This is a genomic window from Paenibacillus sp. J22P169 (assembly GCF_059691995.1).
In genome coordinates, this window is sequence record NZ_JCAUAO010000001.1 from 2,939,945 (window position 1) to 2,956,541 (window position 16,597).

Annotated in this window: 14 protein-coding genes; 7 read left to right on the plus strand and 7 right to left on the minus strand. The window is 45.0% G+C overall.

Translation table 11 applies throughout. From position 1 onward, the window contains the following. The first annotated feature begins 36 nt into the window (after window positions 1-36). Complete coding sequence (locus AC58QG_RS13445) at window positions 37-1,236, plus strand: ornithine--oxo-acid transaminase (RefSeq protein ID WP_497362521.1); 1,200 nt, start codon at window positions 37-39, stop codon at window positions 1,234-1,236. A gap of 103 nt (window positions 1,237-1,339) precedes the next feature. Here AC58QG_RS13445 and AC58QG_RS13450 read toward each other — a convergent pair whose 3' ends face one another. The 3 genes from AC58QG_RS13450 to AC58QG_RS13460 all read right to left on the minus strand — a co-directional run bounded on the left by AC58QG_RS13450 (window position 1,340) and on the right by AC58QG_RS13460 (window position 2,838). Continuing rightward, window positions 1,340-1,948: a carbohydrate-binding family 9-like protein gene (locus tag AC58QG_RS13450; RefSeq protein WP_497362522.1), complete on the minus strand. Its 609-nt coding sequence runs from the start codon at window positions 1,946-1,948 to the stop codon at window positions 1,340-1,342. 37 nt (window positions 1,949-1,985) lie between these two features. Further along, window positions 1,986-2,429 carry a DUF2663 family protein gene (locus AC58QG_RS13455; RefSeq protein WP_497362523.1) on the minus strand — a complete coding sequence of 148 codons (444 nt, stop codon included), beginning with the start codon at window positions 2,427-2,429 and terminating at the stop codon, window positions 1,986-1,988. A gap of 175 nt (window positions 2,430-2,604) precedes the next feature. Beyond that, window positions 2,605-2,838 (minus strand): cold-inducible protein YdjO-related protein, encoded by a 234-nt coding sequence (locus AC58QG_RS13460; protein ID WP_497362524.1) that lies wholly within the window; start codon window positions 2,836-2,838, stop codon window positions 2,605-2,607. Between the two features lie 157 nt (window positions 2,839-2,995). On the opposite strand from AC58QG_RS13460, the gene AC58QG_RS13465 reads away from it, so the two are divergent. From AC58QG_RS13465 to AC58QG_RS13490, 6 genes are all read left to right on the plus strand, one after another. Beyond that, the gene (locus AC58QG_RS13465) at window positions 2,996-4,261 is read left to right on the plus strand and encodes an MFS transporter (RefSeq protein ID WP_497362525.1); all 1,266 of its coding nucleotides are present in this window, start codon (window positions 2,996-2,998) and stop codon (window positions 4,259-4,261) included. Between the two features lie 132 nt (window positions 4,262-4,393). Then, window positions 4,394-6,763, plus strand: a complete 2,370-nt coding sequence (locus tag AC58QG_RS13470; protein WP_497362526.1) for a helix-turn-helix domain-containing protein — start codon at window positions 4,394-4,396, stop codon at window positions 6,761-6,763. Window positions 6,764-6,766: 3 nt separating this feature from the next. Next, window positions 6,767-6,952, plus strand: coding sequence for a hypothetical protein (locus AC58QG_RS13475; protein WP_497362527.1), 186 nt, complete (start codon window positions 6,767-6,769; stop codon window positions 6,950-6,952). A 120-nt stretch (window positions 6,953-7,072) separates the two neighbouring features. Continuing rightward, window positions 7,073-8,740 (plus strand): type 2 periplasmic-binding domain-containing protein, encoded by a 1,668-nt coding sequence (locus AC58QG_RS13480; protein WP_497362528.1) that lies wholly within the window; start codon window positions 7,073-7,075, stop codon window positions 8,738-8,740. A 72-nt stretch (window positions 8,741-8,812) separates the two neighbouring features. Then, complete coding sequence (locus tag AC58QG_RS13485) at window positions 8,813-9,742, plus strand: ABC transporter permease (protein ID WP_497362529.1); 930 nt, start codon at window positions 8,813-8,815, stop codon at window positions 9,740-9,742. Window positions 9,743-9,758: 16 nt separating this feature from the next. Continuing rightward, window positions 9,759-10,634, plus strand: a complete 876-nt coding sequence (locus tag AC58QG_RS13490; protein WP_497362530.1) for a carbohydrate ABC transporter permease — start codon at window positions 9,759-9,761, stop codon at window positions 10,632-10,634. Window positions 10,635-10,759: 125 nt separating this feature from the next. On the opposite strand, the gene AC58QG_RS13495 is transcribed toward AC58QG_RS13490, so the two are convergent. The 4 genes from AC58QG_RS13495 to AC58QG_RS13510 all read right to left on the minus strand — a co-directional run bounded on the left by AC58QG_RS13495 (window position 10,760) and on the right by AC58QG_RS13510 (window position 16,558). Next, a complete protein-coding gene (locus tag AC58QG_RS13495; protein WP_497362531.1) occupies window positions 10,760-12,523 on the minus strand; it encodes a glycoside hydrolase family 2 protein in 1,764 nt (587 codons plus the stop codon). 828 nt (window positions 12,524-13,351) lie between these two features. After that, complete coding sequence (locus AC58QG_RS13500; protein WP_497362532.1) at window positions 13,352-13,630, minus strand: hypothetical protein; 279 nt, start codon at window positions 13,628-13,630, stop codon at window positions 13,352-13,354. Window positions 13,631-13,700: 70 nt separating this feature from the next. Further along, window positions 13,701-15,794, minus strand: coding sequence for an FtsX-like permease family protein (locus AC58QG_RS13505; protein ID WP_497362533.1), 2,094 nt, complete (start codon window positions 15,792-15,794; stop codon window positions 13,701-13,703). Continuing rightward, window positions 15,791-16,558 (minus strand): ABC transporter ATP-binding protein, encoded by a 768-nt coding sequence (locus tag AC58QG_RS13510; RefSeq protein ID WP_497362534.1) that lies wholly within the window; start codon window positions 16,556-16,558, stop codon window positions 15,791-15,793. Before AC58QG_RS13510 ends, AC58QG_RS13505 begins: the two co-directional genes overlap by 4 nt. Window positions 16,559-16,597: the final 39 nt, after the last annotated feature.

Sequence of the window (16,597 nt, forward strand, 5' to 3'; positions counted from 1 at the left end):
GAAGAAGCTAGGACCTAATGACAGGGAGGAATTCACATGGCTAATCAAAGCTCCTATATCATTGAACAAACAGAGAAATATGGTGCACGTAATTACCATCCACTCCCGCTTGTTATTTCCAAGGCAGAAGGCGTTTGGGTAGAAGACCCCGAGGGCCGCCGGTATATGGATATGTTGAGTGCTTATTCCGCTTTGAATCAGGGTCATCGCCATCCGCATATCGTGAACGCACTGATTGAACAAGCAGGCAAGGTGACTTTGACTTCGAGAGCCTTTCACAGTGAAACGCTCGGGATGTTCTATGAGAAATTATCACAATATACAGGCAAACCTATGATCTTGCCGATGAATACAGGCGCAGAAGCAGTTGAAACAGCTGTCAAAGCCATTCGTCGATGGGGTTATGATGTCAAAGGAATTCCAGAAGATCAGGCTGAGATTATCGTCTGTGAGGGCAATTTCCATGGTCGCACCGTGACCATCACATCGTTCTCTTCCTCGCCCGAATATCAACGAGGCTTCGGTCCTTTCACGCCTGGCTTCCGCATCATTCCTTATGGAGATACACAGGCGTTGCGCGAGGCTATCGGGCCGAATACAGCCGGGTTTATTGTTGAGCCCATTCAGGGCGAGGCTGGTATTGTTATTCCACCAGAGGGCTACTTGCGTGAATGTTATGAGCTGTGTGAGGCGAATCAGGTTTTGTTCGTAGCGGACGAAATCCAGACTGGATTCGGCCGCACTGGCCGCCGCTTTGCCAGCGACTGGGAAGGCGTTACGCCGAACCTGTATGTCTTGGGCAAAGCCCTAGGCGGCGGTGTATTCCCGATCTCGGCGGTGGCCGGAGATCGGGAGGTTCTTGAGGTGTTCGAGCCCGGCTCGCACGGCTCGACGTTCGGCGGGAACCCGCTCGGCTCCGCCGTGGGGATCGCCGCTCTTGAGGTGCTCGAGTCGGAGCAGCTCGCAGCGCGCTCGGATGAGCTTGGGGCTTATTTCCTGAAGCGGCTTCAGGAAATCAAGTCGCCGCAGATCAACGAGATTCGCGGCCGCGGTTTGTTTATCGGCATTGATCTGACCGTAGCGGCACGCCCCTTCTGCGAAGCACTGAAAGAGAAAGGGTTGCTATGCAAGGAAACGCACGATCATATCATTCGCTTGGCGCCTCCACTTATCATTACGAAGGATGAGTTGGATTGGGCGTGGCAGCACATTTATGATGTGCTGCATGTTCGTTAACCAACAACAAACATTAGTCGACCTTCACCGTTACAGCTATCTAGCCGAATCTCAAACAGCAAAAGACTCTCACTCTTCCGTAAGGAAGGGCGAGAGTCTTTCATTAATCTTTAACAAACACGATCTCCCTGAATTGCTGAGGAATATGGAAATTGACCTTCCCCGTCGGGGACCATGCCGAATATTGCCGGATGCCATCGCGATCATCATCAATCCGAAAGACATTCCAATGCCAAACCGTTCCCGGCCCGGGCACGCCTGCATCATCCAAATCGGCAAATGGGATCTCGACTTCATAGATAAGCCAGCCTTCATCAGCACTTGGTGTGACCTTGGCCTGAAATCCTCTGGCGATCCAAGAAGTATCTACCTCTTTATTTCCATCCCGTGTATTATGGATCAACGCATCGAATAGTACGCCCCGTGGACTTACTTCAAACTCATAGTAGGTCGTGCCACCGCCGAATGGGTCAAGGAACACCTCTACGACGTCTTCCTCATATAGAGGTTCGTCGCGCTCCGTCATTGTCGCTACAACATGATCATCTTGACACTCGTATCGGATATGTAAAGATTCCTTTGTCCAACAGGCACGAAACTGTGTTTCGAGCCGCGGAGCTTCCTCGGTCACGACATCACGTAAATACGCAATTTGGGACTCTGAATAATCCCATTCACTAACTTCTTCCACGAAACGACATGTATACTTCATCCTCGTTACCTCAACCTCACTTTTTCATTTAACATTATCAACTCTTATACACAATATTAATATCAAACTCATTCGATAGATAGCGAGAAATTCGATCGCGTGATTCCGACTTCACATCTTTGAGCCATGAAGCATCAAATCGTTCAATCACTTCTATACGTAAGTCTTCATACTTACTCTTCGCCTTCTCTGTTTCGCGCGCACGGTTAGAGGTGTAGAGAAATAAAGAAATACAAGCGAGCAACAAGCCGCATAATAATTTATTCGCTATGATTAGCTCCAAAACAAGCAGAGCATTCCCACCTGAACGAACGATCACATGACGATATAACAAATAAATGACTAAAAGTAAGATGGCGCCTGTTGCAATCGATAGAATAGGTTGCATTTTTTTCATTTTGTCCCATTTGATCTTTCTATCTTGCAACTCTTTCAGCAACGCTTCTGTATCATCACTTACATTAATAGTAGGTCCAAGCACAGCATCTCCCCCTCATAATCATGCTATGCTTGTCTATTCTATTTCATCACTTTTCACGCCTCGCTCTCACCATATCGAACAAAAAAAAAAGACCCAGAGCATCACTCTTCACGCGTCGCTGAAGATGCTCTCGATCTTGACTTATAATTAGAAGAAATAACTTCAATAATTCCGATTAGAAGCGTTTTTTTCCTACAAGGAACTTTTTGTTTCCTTTTTTAGACGTTACGGGCACATGTTTGTAGCTACGCACCATTTGCGTTTTACAAAGCGGGCATGTCGGTAAAGCTTCCGTCACGAATTCTTTACGAACCCAAGCTTTACATTCTGTAGCTTTACATTTCCAAATCTCAATCTGTTCAACTTCTGGCTTCTGTTCTTCCGTTACAATACTCGTAGATGTAGACATTTCAATTATGTGCTCCCTGCTTCGTAGATTAGACTACTTATTATTATACAGATTGGATCGAATATCAAGTCTTTCCCGTGTTCAAAAGTATTTACCAGTGGTAGAATAGACAAAGCGATTGCAATTTAGACACAAAATACAAAGGCAGGATTATCGCATGACTAGTTTACTCCATGAATGGAAGCAGCAACTGCAAGGCTACAGCCGAAATATCAAGCTGTTTTTCTGGTTTAATTTTGTTTGGAACTTAGGCATCAGCATGTTTGGCCTCGTGTACAACCTATATGTACGCAGTCTAGGCTACGAGCAAACCATGGTCGGCAGCTTAGTCGGCATGACCTCTCTCGCCGCGGCCATCATTCTGATTCCAGCGGGTATTATGAACGATCGCTTCGGACCGAAGCGCGTCATCTCTTTCGGACTTATTTTTACAATTGCCGCACTCACCGCACGTTCCCTTATTGAATTGAAAGAAGGGATGATGATTTCAGCCTTCTTAGGCGGTATGGCACTAGCTGTTGTTTCAGCTACGATTCTACCATTTATGGCGAACAACTCTTCCCCCCAGCAAAGGGTGCATTTATTCAGCCTCAATATGGCGCTGGTTATGCTTGCCAATGTCATTGGGATTTCCCTCGGTGGCGTGCTGTGTGATTTCTTTCAGTTCTTAATCGGTGTAGACGAGATACATAGCCTTCGGTATACCCTATTAATTGGTGTGGCGATTGCAGCGCTTGGCGTCCTCCCTATGTCTCTATTCAAAAAGAGTGAACAGGAAGAAGCTGTAGCAGCACCACATAGCGAATCGTTAAACTGGAAACATACTTGGCGTGAACACAAAACGTCTATCCAAGTCATAGGTATTTTCTGTTTACTTGGCTTGCTCTCTTCACTCGGCGGCGGGATGATCGTTCCGTATCTTAACGTTTATTTTGAGGATCGTTTTGAAGCTTCCAAATCCGCCATTGGGATTGTCGTTGCCTTGGGACAAGCGGCTACAGGCGTAGCCTTCCTAATCGGACCTATGATCGCTAAGCGATATGGTGAGGTCAAGTCGGTTGTATATTTGCAGCTTAGCTCCATTCCTTTTCTGCTCATAACGGCCTTCTCAGCTAACTTCTACTTATCTTCTGGCGGGTATTTATTCCGTCAAGCACTCATGAACGCGGCAAATCCTTTCTATAATTCAATCAAAATGAGTTATGTACATCGCTCGCTTCGCGGGCTTGCATCGAGCTCAGGTGAAGCTGTTTTTAACCTCGGTTGGTTTATTGCTTCTCCCATTAGTACAGGCCTCGTCTTCCGATATGGCAGTTACTTCGGTTATGCGTACGCCTTTTGCATTACGGCAGTCGTATATTCCGTCATTTCCTTTTTATTTTATTTCTTCTTTGGGAAACAACGATTTAAAACCCTTGAATAATTAAACATGAATTACCTCTTTTCCATCGTTGACGTAGACGAAGGAAAGGAAATACAATAGAATGAGAGCGCATTCATGCTTACTTCTCGGTGCTCAAAGAAGAAACTTCGAATACGAGGGGGGTCGCTATCTATGCGAAATAAAATCATCTTTAATGGGCAAAGTATTGTATTAACATGGTTAATTTCATATATTGTAATCCTCTTGTTACCAGTAGTTATTGGCCTATTATTATATATTGAGTCCAACCGAACCCTGAAAGAAGAAATTCAACAAGCAAATGATTCCTTGCTAAAGCAAGTACGAGAAGTAATGGACAACCAGTTCAAAGCCATGGAACAGCTCAATTTCGAGATCACATGGAATGTGAGCATTCAAGAGTTGCTGTATTCCAACAAGTATGAAACGTATCCCAAAGATTTTCCTTATGATATGTATCAGATCGCAAAAAGCTTATCCCTGTACAAAACCTCCTACCCTTTGATCGACTCGTTTTATGTGTATTTGAACAAAAATCAGTCCGTCATTCTCCCAACAACCGTTCGTTCGAAAGATTTTGCCTACGAGACTTTACATAAAAGTGATGATTTCTCTTTCGATTCCTGGCAATCCATCATGACACACAGTAATTTTAAAGGATTTATCCCGATGTATCGCATTGGCGACGATAATAGTCTTCGCAAGACTGTTGCCTATGTTAGTACGTATCCAGTTGAACACGGACAACCACTAGCCACGAATGTGATTATGATCGATCAGTCACGCATTCTAGGTGCCATTCAGAATATGGAAATCTTCAATAAAGGCCATGTCCTCATTCTGAATGAACAGAATCAAGTTCTAGCGTCCAGTTCGGAGGGCACAATGCCCGTGGATTTCCCTTATGCGAACCTGGATCTTGCAACCAATTTCTATTTCAATAGTAACGATGGCGAGAAATATGAAGTGTTTAATATTCAATCTCCACGTTCGAAGCTCAAGTACGTCTCGATCATGCCTAGCACGACTTATTGGCAGAAGGCCTCACATATACGCAACCTGACTTACCTAAGTTTGATCATCAGTCTTTTAGGCGGGGGTTTATTGACGTTTGTCTTCCTAAGAAGAAATTACAACCCCGTGCGCCGATTAGTTCACGCCTTTTCCAAGAAACAAACCCTAGAATCCGGTAGAACCTACAATGAATTTCATTTCTTACAGCAAGCCGTGGACAGTACGTTAATCGAGATGGCTGATTTCAAAAGCAAAGTCGAGCAGCATCGGCATATTGTAAGGTCTCATTTTGTAGAAAAGCTGCTAAAAGGAAAGCTAGATGGTAAAATCCCGATCGCAGAGGCCCTAACCACCTTTGACATGAAGCTGGATCGGAAAGAGTTTGCCGTTATGCTCTTTGTTATTGATAAGAGTGAGTCCTTCTTCGAACGAATTACCCATACATCCGATGAGGAGAAATGGAAGCTGCTCCAATTTATTGTCAGTAATGTGGTAGAAGAATTAGTCTCTCAGCAGCACCGCGGCTATGTGGCCGAAATTGATGATACACTTGGCTGTTTAGTCAATCTGACAATGGAAGAAGGTCGCAGCTCCAAAGACGAATTAGTTCGCATTGCGGATGAGGCACAAACCTTCCTTGCCTCCACCTATGATATTCACTTGACTATCGCAATTAGTGCTGTTTACGAACATATTTCGTGTGTTCCGCAAGCTTTTTTGGAGGCTTTAGATGCTATGACCTATAAGCTCGTTATGGGCGGGCATGAAATTCTAGCTTACAATGATCTCACTCCCCATAGTCACTGTGATAATCCTTCCGGTTACTATTATCCAATGGGCGTGGAACAACAGTTTCTGAATGCTTTGAAATTCGGAGAACTGACGGAAGCTCGCGATATTCTTCGTGACATTATCCAAAAAAACTTCGAAGGCTCTGGCATTTCCGTTTCTTTAACGAAATGTCTCATGCTTGGCTTAGTAACCACCATTATGAAGAGTATGAATGATACAGGCGGTATTCAAGAAAGCTTCTTCATCCGAAATCCTAAGTTACTGGATCGCCTGTTAAACAGTAAAACCATCCAAGACATGGAGCTTCAACTCGGTGATATGATTACACAGGTCTGTACGTATACAGCTGCCAAACGACAGCATGCCAACTCATTAACGAAGCAGAAGGCGCTGCAACAGCTCGTAGACCAAGTGAACAGCTATATTGAGCATAATTATACGGATGTGAATTTGAATGTAACGATGATCGGCAGTCATTTTGACCGTAAAGCAACCTATTTATCCAAGCTGTTCAAGGATTACGTCGGTGAAGGATTGCTGGATCGGATCAACAAAGTTCGGGTTGAGAAGTCCAAACAGCTGCTCAAAGGGAAAGAACAATCCGTCGGAGATGCTGCTTACGGTGTTGGCTTCAATGATATTAACGCTTTTATTCGCGTATTCAAAAAGGTGGAAGGGATTACGCCAGGTAAATATAAAGAAATGCTGGAGAAATAAGGTTTGGAGGGGCGGCTAATAGCTGCCTTTTTTGCTTCTTATGTAACATTTTCACTTAAATTTAAGAGCATTTCCACCGAAATTGGCTTTTTTGATGAAGGAATTGGATATTTTGAAGAGTCTATCGCTAATTATCGAGATGAAATTGGAGAATTTCAAGATACCAATAATGTAAGCGTTACCATATAGTTAAGGCATAGCACAGGCAACAACATACGAAGACTTCCGAAGCCTGTTTCTCTGATCCATTTCTCATTACACAGCTCTCTTGCCAGCTTGTTTGGCGAAAAACTTTGAGGAGGTCAACACATGAAAAGAAACAGTAAAAAAATGTTCACCATGTTGGTTACCACATCTTTAATGGGAAGCTTAGTTGTTGCCTGTTCCTCCAACTCTTCAACGACAACTACGCCTAGTCCAGCAGCATCATCAGGTACAACACCTAAGGCTTCAACAGCGCCAGCTGGTGCAGCCGTTACTTATCCGCTCAAAACGGACAAAACCTTAACCTATTGGGGAGAGCTTCCTGGTAACTTGACTGGGGTAAAAGCTACACATGCTGACACGCCATTCTTCCAAAACTGGCAGAAAGTCGCTGGTGTTCCTCTGAAATTTACAGCACCACCAACTAACCAAACGACGCAAGCACTTAACGTCTTGCTAGCAACTGGCGATCTGCCAGACATGATCGAATACAACTGGCAAGGTGAGTTCCCGGGCGGACCAGAGAAAGCAATCAAAGACGGATACATTCTCAAATTGAATGATACCATTGATAAATTCGCACCTAACTTGAAGAAATATCTCAAAGAACATCCCGATGTAGATAAGCAAGTGAAAACGGATAACGGCAGCTACTATGTATTCCCTTTCATCCGTGGCGATGATTATCTGCGTGTTTTCCAAGGTCCAATCGTACGCAAAGACTGGTTAGATGAGCTTGGACTTCCTGTTCCTGAAACCATCGATGATTGGTATACAACACTGAAGGCCTTCAAAGAGAAAAAAGGTGCAACAGCCCCCTTCTCGGTTGTATCTGTTCCTAGACCATTCAACGAATCCGGTAATGGCGCTTTCCTCAGTGCTTTCGGTGTAACGCGTGACTTCTTTATTGATGATAAAGGCGCCATTAAGTTTGGTCCGGCAGAGAAAGGCTACAAAGACTATCTGGCTACATTCCACAAATGGTATGCAGAAGGCTTGATCGATAAAAACTTTGCAACTGCAGACAGCAAAGCAATGGATGCGAATATGGCGTCCGGCGCAACTGGCGTAACAGTCGGTAACGCAGGTGGCGGTATCGGTAAATTCCAGCCGCTCATTACAGCGAAAGATCCAAAAGGTGTTCTGATCGGAGCTCCTTATCCAGTTCTCAAAAAAGGCGACATTGCGATGTACGGTCAAAAAGACCCTGCGAATGCACCAGGGGGATCCGTTGCGATTACGGCTTCTTCCAAAAATATCGAAACAGCTGCCAAGCTTCTTGACTATGGTTACTCTGATGAGGGGCGCATGTTCTTCAACTTCGGAACACCAGGCGTTTCTTATAACCTAGATAGCTCCGGTTACCCGAAATATACGGATTTGCTCATGAAAAATCCAGATAAATTAGCACCAGCTCAATCCATGTCCTTGTATATCCGCGGTAACTACAATGGTCCTTTCGTTCAAGACAAACGTTATGTTGAGCAATACTTAGCTATGCAATCACAACGTGATGCGGTATCCACTTGGACGAAAACTGACGTAGACAAACACAAAATTCCACCTGTAACTGCAACACCAGAAGAAAGCACAGAACTTGCTAAGATTATGACAGATCTGAACACGCTCGTTGATGAAATGACGCTCAAAATTATCTTAGGAACTGAGCCAGTAGACAGCTTCGACAAATACATGGAGAAATTCAATTCCGTTAAGTTAAGTCGTGCAATCGAAATCAAAAAAGCATCCTTAGATCGTTATAACAAACGTTAAAATCTAACATGAGGGAGGAGCATATGCTCCTCCCCCCATGGATTCAATTTCCTCGGCGAAAGGAGAGATAATATGCGTAAAACAGCGGAGGCTAGCTTTCCTGTACGCTTCAAACGCGATTTTCTATTAAATAAATACTTATACCTGATGATGGTTCCCGTTCTGGCTTACTACTTTATCTTCCACTATGCGCCGATGTATGGAGCCATCATTGCGTTCAAAGAGTATACGCCTATTAAAGGGATACTCGGTAGTCCATGGATCGGATTCCAAAACTTTCATGATTTCTTCACTAGCTATTATTTCTGGCGCATCCTCAAAAATACGGTTCTCATTTCACTCTATACATTATGCTTTGAATTTCCTGCCCCGATCATTTTGGCCATTCTCATTAATGAGCTGGCGAATAAGAAGTTTCAACGTTTTGTGCAAACGGTTACTTACATGCCTTACTTTATCTCACTTGTCGTTATCGCTGGTATGATCAAAGATTTTACGAATAACGGCGGCTTAGTGAATACGCTACTGACCTATTTTGGCGCGAATGATACAGCAATGCTCCAGAAGCCAGAGCTGTTTCGAACCATATATGTGTTATCCGAGATTTGGCAAAAAATTGGTTGGGAATCGATCATTTATCTAGCTGCACTTATGAGCATTGATCAAGAGCAATATGAAGCTGCGAAAATGGACGGAGCCACACGACTCAAATCCATTTGGCACATCACCTTGCCTGGTATTCTACCTACCATTTCGATTATGTTCATTCTTCGGATGGGGAATTTGCTCAACGTTGGCTTCGAGAAGATTATTCTACTCTATAACCCGAGCACCTACGATACTGCGGATGTTATCTCTTCCTTCGTTTACCGTAAAGGTTTGCTCGAATTTGGTTGGAGCTATAGTGCGGCGGTTGGCTTATTCAATTCCGTGATTAATTTAGCTTTGCTCATTACTGCCAACAAAATAAGTAAACGAATTAGTGAAAATAGCTTATGGTAGTGAAGGAGGCGCTTAGATGAAAACCAGCTATTCAGATCGCGTATTTTACGCAGTGAACCATGTCCTTTTGATTTTATTAGTCATCGTTACACTCTATCCGCTCATCTACGTCACTTTCGCTTCCATCAGTGACGGGGCTCAGCTAATTACACATAAAGGCTTTCTTTATCGCCCTCTGGGCTTCAGTCTGGAAGCTTACAACAATGTATTTAAAAACCCTTCGATATTAAAAGGCTACCGCAACACCCTATTTATCCTCGTCTTCGGCGTTACGACCAACCTCATTGTCACGGCATTAGGCGCTTATGTGCTTTCACGTAAAAATGTCATGTGGAACAAAGTGTTTATTTTCATCGTGATTCTCACTATGTTTTTCAGCGGTGGACTTGTCCCTATGTATCTCGTCGTGAAGGGCGTCGGGTTAATCGACTCCTTATGGGCAACGATTTTACCTTTCGCAGTCAACACCTTTAACCTCATTATTATGCGTACAGCCTTTATGGCCGTTCCCGAGAGCTTGGAAGAATCAGCCAAAATGGACGGTGCCAACCATTTTGTCATCCTGTTTAAAATCATTATCCCGCTTTCCATGCCGGTTATCGCGGTCATGATCTTGTACTATGCCGTCGAGAAATGGAACGGATGGTTCTGGGCTTCGATCTTCCTGAAGGATCGAGAATTGTACCCGCTCCAGCTCACCCTTCGGGAAATCTTAATCGCGAATAACACGGATATGATGTCCGCGGGCGCTAATGCCGCCGATCAACATCAGATCGGGGAATCGATCAAGTATGCCACCATCATGGTTGCCTCTGTACCGATTCTGATCCTCTATCCATTCGTTCAAAAGTATTTCGTAAAAGGCGTCATGATCGGCGCTGTCAAAGGGTAATAACATAACGCCGTCCTCTCCGCACTGGAGGGACGGCGTTTGTGTGTGTGGTTATTATTCGTATTGATCATTCGGAGGAATAGTTGAGAATAAAGCCGAGGCTACAATAGCCCTCGGCTTGTATGTTAATTACGATCATTAATCGCTTTAATGATTTCCACGGGGATTTTCGGCTTCCGATCATACGTAAGCAACCCGTTGATCTCTTGCTCAACATCCGTCAATTGCGTGTAACAATAGCCTTGCACAACGCCGGAGTTCAGGAGTGGACGAATGACGGCGCGCAGTTTTTGCTCATAATCCTCGTCATTGTCTGCCCCGGAGTAGCCCCAGCCCTCCCACTCACTCTTCTTGTACGCAATCCCGCCAAATTCGGTGACAAGGATCGGCTGGTCTTGATAAGGGTACCCTTCCACAAATAGACGACGATTCGCTGGCATCGCATGTACAGCCTTTTCCTTGGAGCTGTAACGCTCGCGTAGCACCTCTTCCCGCCACTCATAATCATGAATCGCGAATAAGTCAGTTGTCACAAGCTCCCATCCATCATTCGAGATGACAGGACGCATCGCATCCAGTGATTTGCTCAAATGATACATTGTCAAAGCATGCTGCTGCTGCAGCTTATCGATTTGAATGTTCGGCACGCCCCAGCTTTCATTGATCGGTACCCAAGCAATAATCGACGGGTGATTATAATCCCGCTCCATCGAGGCCATCCATTCTTTGGTAAATTGCCCCACATATTTATCCGAGTACTCATACGCATTCGCTGCTTCACTCCATACGACGAGTCCCAGCACATCGCACCAGTACAGGAATCTTGGATCCTCCAGCTTCTGATGCTTACGAGCCCCATTGAAGCCCATTGTTTTGGTAAGCTCGACATCTTGTTTAATCGCGTCGTCACTCGGAGGCGTTAAATTTCCATCAGGGAAATAGCCTTGATCCAGCACCATTTTCAGAAAATAAGGACGATTATTCAAGCATAGCTTGCCATCTTCAATGGAAACTTTGCGCATACCGAAATAGCTAGCAACAACATCCACAACCTCATTATCGATCAGCAAGGTAAAAGTAACATCGTATAAGTTCGGCTTCTCAGGCGTCCACCAACCACCCAATCCATGATCATTGAAATCATTCAAACGGATCTTCCGTGTCCCCGTCCCGCTTCGAATACCATACACATCTTCGGAAACTTGCTCGCCTTTAAAAGAAATGTCAACTTTCAGCTGATAATTAGACGTTGCGTGTGCGTCAATCCCATCGATTTCGTAGCTGATTTCAATCTGCTTCGCATCGATGTCCGGTGTCATTTTCACCTTTTCTAAGTAGGCGCTTGCAGATACAGCCTCCATCCACACCGTTTGCCAAATCCCCGTTGTTCTCGTATAGAAAATACTAGCGGAATCCGCTTTCCAATATTGCTTTCCACGTGGCAGCGTCACATCTTTACTGAAATCTACGGCCTTTACAACGAGCTGATTGGTCCCGTCCTGAAGCGCATCTGTGATGTCCGCATGAAAAGGCGTATGACCACCTTCGTGCGTTGCTACCAGGATGCCATTCACCCAAACCGATGCTAGGTAATCGACTGCTCCAAAATGAAGAAGAATACGTTTATTCGCAAACGCTTGTGGAATCTCGAGCTCGCGGCGGTACCAGACGATATCGTGGAACTCATTACTGCCAATCCCGCTTAATTGACTTTGAAAAGCAAAGGGCACTTGAATCGTCTGCGAGAATGCCTTATCGCCTTTATGCCACTTTTGCTTTGTTCCTACATTGGCATCATCGAAATCAAACTGCCACTCACCGTTCAAATTGATCCAGCTATCGCGTACAAATTGTGGTCTAGGATACTCAGCTCTTGGTTGGTTGCTCATTGTGTTGGAAAACCTCCAATTAGATAATTTAAAAGTTAACTAAATAACGTAATAATTCCTGATTTCATTATGCAATCGCGCGAATATAAAGTCAATACGTGTTATTCAATTAACTTTTAAGTTAATACCAAAGCTTATTCATCACTTTCTTTCACACTCCACCTACCTCCCCCTCCAACAAGCTACTCATTTCCTAACTTCGAAACCACAGATTGAAATAACTGGAAAAAGTACATCTATTTCAGCGCTTTCCCATCGAAATATGCGATTAGCTGGAAATAGTACATCTAATTCCCTCCGTTTCCCTGTTTTCAGAAGAAAAGAGTAAAATTAGCTACATAAAACCCAGTTATTTCTTCAAAACCGAGAATTCCGCAAAATATTACTGGATATTTTCCAGTTATTTCAAGTTGCAGGCAGGTGGGGCTTCCATTCCCCTCTCCGGTACCACTTTCCCCCAAAAGAAAACACATCCTACCTCCCCCTCCAACAAGTTACTCCTTTCCTAACCTCCGAAACCACAGATTGAAATAACTGGAAAAAGTACATCTATTTCAGCGCTTTCCCATCGAAATATGCGATTAACTGGAAATAGTACATCTAATTCCCTCTGTTTCCCTGTCTTCAGAAGAAAAGAGTAAAATTAGCTACATAAAATCCAGTTATTTCTTCAAAACCGAGAATTCCGCAAAATATTACTGGATATTTTCCAGTTATTTCAAGTTGCAGGCAGGTGGGGCTTCCATTCCCCTCTCCGGTACCACTTCCCAAAAAAAATAAAAAAACCCCACATAGATGTTATCTACGTGAGGATCCACTAAATCACATTTAGTCGATATAGCCGGCCATGCCATTCTTCATTAAATATTCCATCTCAGCTTCCAGGATCGTATCCACCGCAAGCTCACTCAACTTCACATCGGAGCGGCTTAGAATATGATCGATCAGATCATCGCTATCAATATCTACAGGGCCTTTCGAGCCTTGTTCAGCTTTTGCGATATATGCTTTCTCATGCTTCAGAACGAGCTCAATTTGCTTCGGATCTGCCTTTGTCTTGTTGATGATAAATTGTAAAAGCTCCTGTTCATTCATGGGCGCAGTCATTCTTCTCACTCCTAATCTATTTATACAGCTTATTGTACCATATATGGACAAAAAGACCGCTCTGGAATCACTATCCCTTCATGCGAAGGAACCCAACTTCGCGGATAAACTTCTTTCGCAGCGACAGGTAGAACAGGATATTGATGAGCACGAACAGGCCATACATAGTGCCCACTTGCCCCATGAGATAACCGGTATAGCCGGTGAACGTCAAGGGCAAGTATACGAAGAACAACCCTATGACGCCGCCAATGACGAGCGGGGCAAAAAACAAAATCGCCAGATGCTTGCTTAAATACGACCTGCATTCGCTGCCCAGCAGTCCGATTTTCTGCAGCTGTGCGATATTCTCCTTCTCTTCATCGATGCCGGTAACGATTTTGTAATACAGCACGATAACCGACGACAGCAGAAACAGCAGACCTAGAAACGCAAATGAGAACAACATAAACCCGCCGATTAGGAACGCCACCTCGTAACGTTCTTCCTTATAGATCGGACGCAAATGTTCGGGCTGGTCCTTGCTGTCGGCCTGCGAATCCGCTTTTGCCCACAAGCTGCTGTCAGCATGGTTATGAGCCCGAAGCGCATCCAGAATGCCCGCAAATACCTGTTGTCCGTTCCCACTTTGCAAATTAAACAAATAGAGGGTGTTGCGCTCGGCCTTCCGCAATCCTTCATAGACCGTGTCGTCGACAACGTTGGCCATCACGCCATCAAATTCGATGTTGCCGTAGGAGTTCATGAAGGCTGCGTACATGCTGCGCGTTCGGCTCTGCTCATATGTCAATCGGGACGTATCGCCCAGAGACTTGATGAACGAATCGACATCGACCGGCGGTTCGCTGCGGAACGCTTCGGCTCGCTTCACTCCGGCGCGCCATGGCTCCATAGTTATAATGGAATCATAATTAATAGCCTTGTCGGCCGCCGCTTTATCATTGTAGACGAGCAACAGTTCATCCGGTGCTACCTCCACCGACAATCCCATATGCTTGTTGAAATTCGTTTCGCTAATAATCATACTATCTATACCGTAGTGGACGAACCAATTCGACGATTTCCGATAGTCCTCGTTGCGAATAAATTCAAGCGAGCTGAACGTACCGACCGTGCCGCCGCTTGTTTCCACCATCTTTTTGACCTCATTCGAACTTACGGCATTAATGTCGCCGCTCGTCTCAATCATGTAGTCGTAAGGGATATATTCATCAATCGACTTCTTCGTAAAGCTGTACATCGATAAACCGAAGCTCGAGAAGAAGATAGCGAGCGCGATTAGTACTGATACGATATAGATCGAAACTTTATAAGTGTAGAAGCGGTGCGACAAACTCGATAAAATGAGGATGTTTCGATTATACAGCGCCGGGAACCTCGCAAACACCACTCGTACGACATCAATGCAAGAAGCAATCGTAACGTAGAGCGATACTCCCAGCGTCAGTATAGCAATCATCCATGTAAGTGAGCCATGTTTCGCAAGCAGACCCTTGAGCAAGTCATTGCCTGTAAGGCCAGCGTGAAAAAACCACATCGAAAAAGCAAATACAATGACCGAAATGCCACCGACGACCGGCCGCGACTTCGACACCCCTTTCGTCTGGCTGGCCTTGGACATTTGAATAATCGAGAGCTTGCGAACGAACAACGCTGTAAAGAGCAGATTGCATAGAAAGATGATAAGAAATATGCCAAGGCTGAACAGAAAGGTTTTGTAGTCGATGAAATAAATCTCTGCAGTCAGTCCTAGTATTTTGCCCAAAATCAAATAGAACAGCTTCGAAAACAGCAAGCCGGCAACGATGCCGCATGTAACGGACCCTATGACGATGACAAGGCTCTCGATCACAATCATTCGAAATAGATCGCGGGTCGTCATGCCTAGCGTCAAATAGACGCTGAATTCCCGGCCCCTCGACGTTACGAAGTAGATGCCGGTGTAGGTGACAAAGACGATGCTGAACAAAATAATCGCAAAGGCCGCAACCTCAATAAAGGGTGATACCATCTGCATCGCATCGTCCTTTGCCAAAATATCATTAAGCAGTAGACTGCCGTACATGAACAGAACTGCGACGACAAAGCTGTTGACGAACAAATAGGACACAAACCGTTTGAAGTTGTATCGCAAGTTCTGGATAACGATATGCCGGAATGTCACTCTGCTTCGCCTCTCATCACACTTAAAATTTCTAATATTTTGCCAAAGAACCCTTGCCTGTCTTCTCCCGCTCGTTGAATTTGCAAACTAATTTGGCCGTCCTTGATAAAAATAATTCGTTTGCAGTAAGAAGCAGCGAAAGCGTCATGCGTCACCATCAGAATCGTCGCGGCCCGTTGCTCATTCATCTGCGTCAGCATGTCCATAATGTTGGCCGCTGACTTCGAGTCCAGACTGCCGGTCGGCTCATCGGCGAAGCAGACGGCAGGATCGGAAACGAGCGCTCGCGCCGCCGCAGCGCGCTGCTTCTGTCCGCCCGATACATGGTACGGATATTTCGCCGCAATGTCGGCAATGCCGAAGAAGCGAAGCAACTCGTCCACACGAGCATTGATGGCTTGCGGCTGCATCCGGTCCAGAATGAGCGGCAGTGCAATGTTTTCCCGCAACGTCAGGCTGTCCAACAGATGAAAGTCTTGAAAAATATAGCCAATTTTACGGCGTCGGAACAGCGCAAGATCGTCCTTCTTAAATTTGGCGATCGGTTTACCATCGATGATGACCTCGCCTGAAGTGGCGTTGTCTACGCCGGACAGCACATTGAGCAGCGTTGTTTTGCCGCTGCCGCTCGGCCCCATAACGCCGATAAACTCGCCTTTCCCCGCAGTAAAGCTAAGGCCGTCGAGCGCCTTGACTTCCTTGGCGCCCTTGAATGATCTGTATATTTTCGTTAACTGTTCAACCTCGATAATCTCGTTTACCATTGTGCACATCCTCCATTCTGCTCCATCATAGAAAAAAAA

Bases quoted from the DNA above. Each gene is read 5' to 3' on its own strand.
- AC58QG_RS13445 (WP_497362521.1), top strand. From the start codon at position 37: ATGGCTAATCAAAGCTCCTATATCATTGAACAAACAGAGAAATATGGT.
- AC58QG_RS13450 (WP_497362522.1), bottom strand. From the start codon at position 1,948: ATGAAGTATACATGTCGTTTCGTGGAAGAAGTTAGTGAATGGGATTAT.
- AC58QG_RS13460 (WP_497362524.1), bottom strand. From the start codon at position 2,838: ATGTCTACATCTACGAGTATTGTAACGGAAGAACAGAAGCCAGAAGTT.
- AC58QG_RS13465 (WP_497362525.1), top strand. From the start codon at position 2,996: ATGACTAGTTTACTCCATGAATGGAAGCAGCAACTGCAAGGCTACAGC.
- AC58QG_RS13470 (WP_497362526.1), top strand. From the start codon at position 4,394: ATGCGAAATAAAATCATCTTTAATGGGCAAAGTATTGTATTAACATGG.
- AC58QG_RS13480 (WP_497362528.1), top strand. From the start codon at position 7,073: ATGAAAAGAAACAGTAAAAAAATGTTCACCATGTTGGTTACCACATCT.
- AC58QG_RS13485 (WP_497362529.1), top strand. From the start codon at position 8,813: ATGCGTAAAACAGCGGAGGCTAGCTTTCCTGTACGCTTCAAACGCGAT.
- AC58QG_RS13490 (WP_497362530.1), top strand. From the start codon at position 9,759: ATGAAAACCAGCTATTCAGATCGCGTATTTTACGCAGTGAACCATGTC.
- AC58QG_RS13495 (WP_497362531.1), bottom strand. From the start codon at position 12,523: ATGAGCAACCAACCAAGAGCTGAGTATCCTAGACCACAATTTGTACGC.
- AC58QG_RS13500 (WP_497362532.1), bottom strand. From the start codon at position 13,630: ATGACTGCGCCCATGAATGAACAGGAGCTTTTACAATTTATCATCAAC.
- AC58QG_RS13510 (WP_497362534.1), bottom strand. From the start codon at position 16,558: ATGGTAAACGAGATTATCGAGGTTGAACAGTTAACGAAAATATACAGA.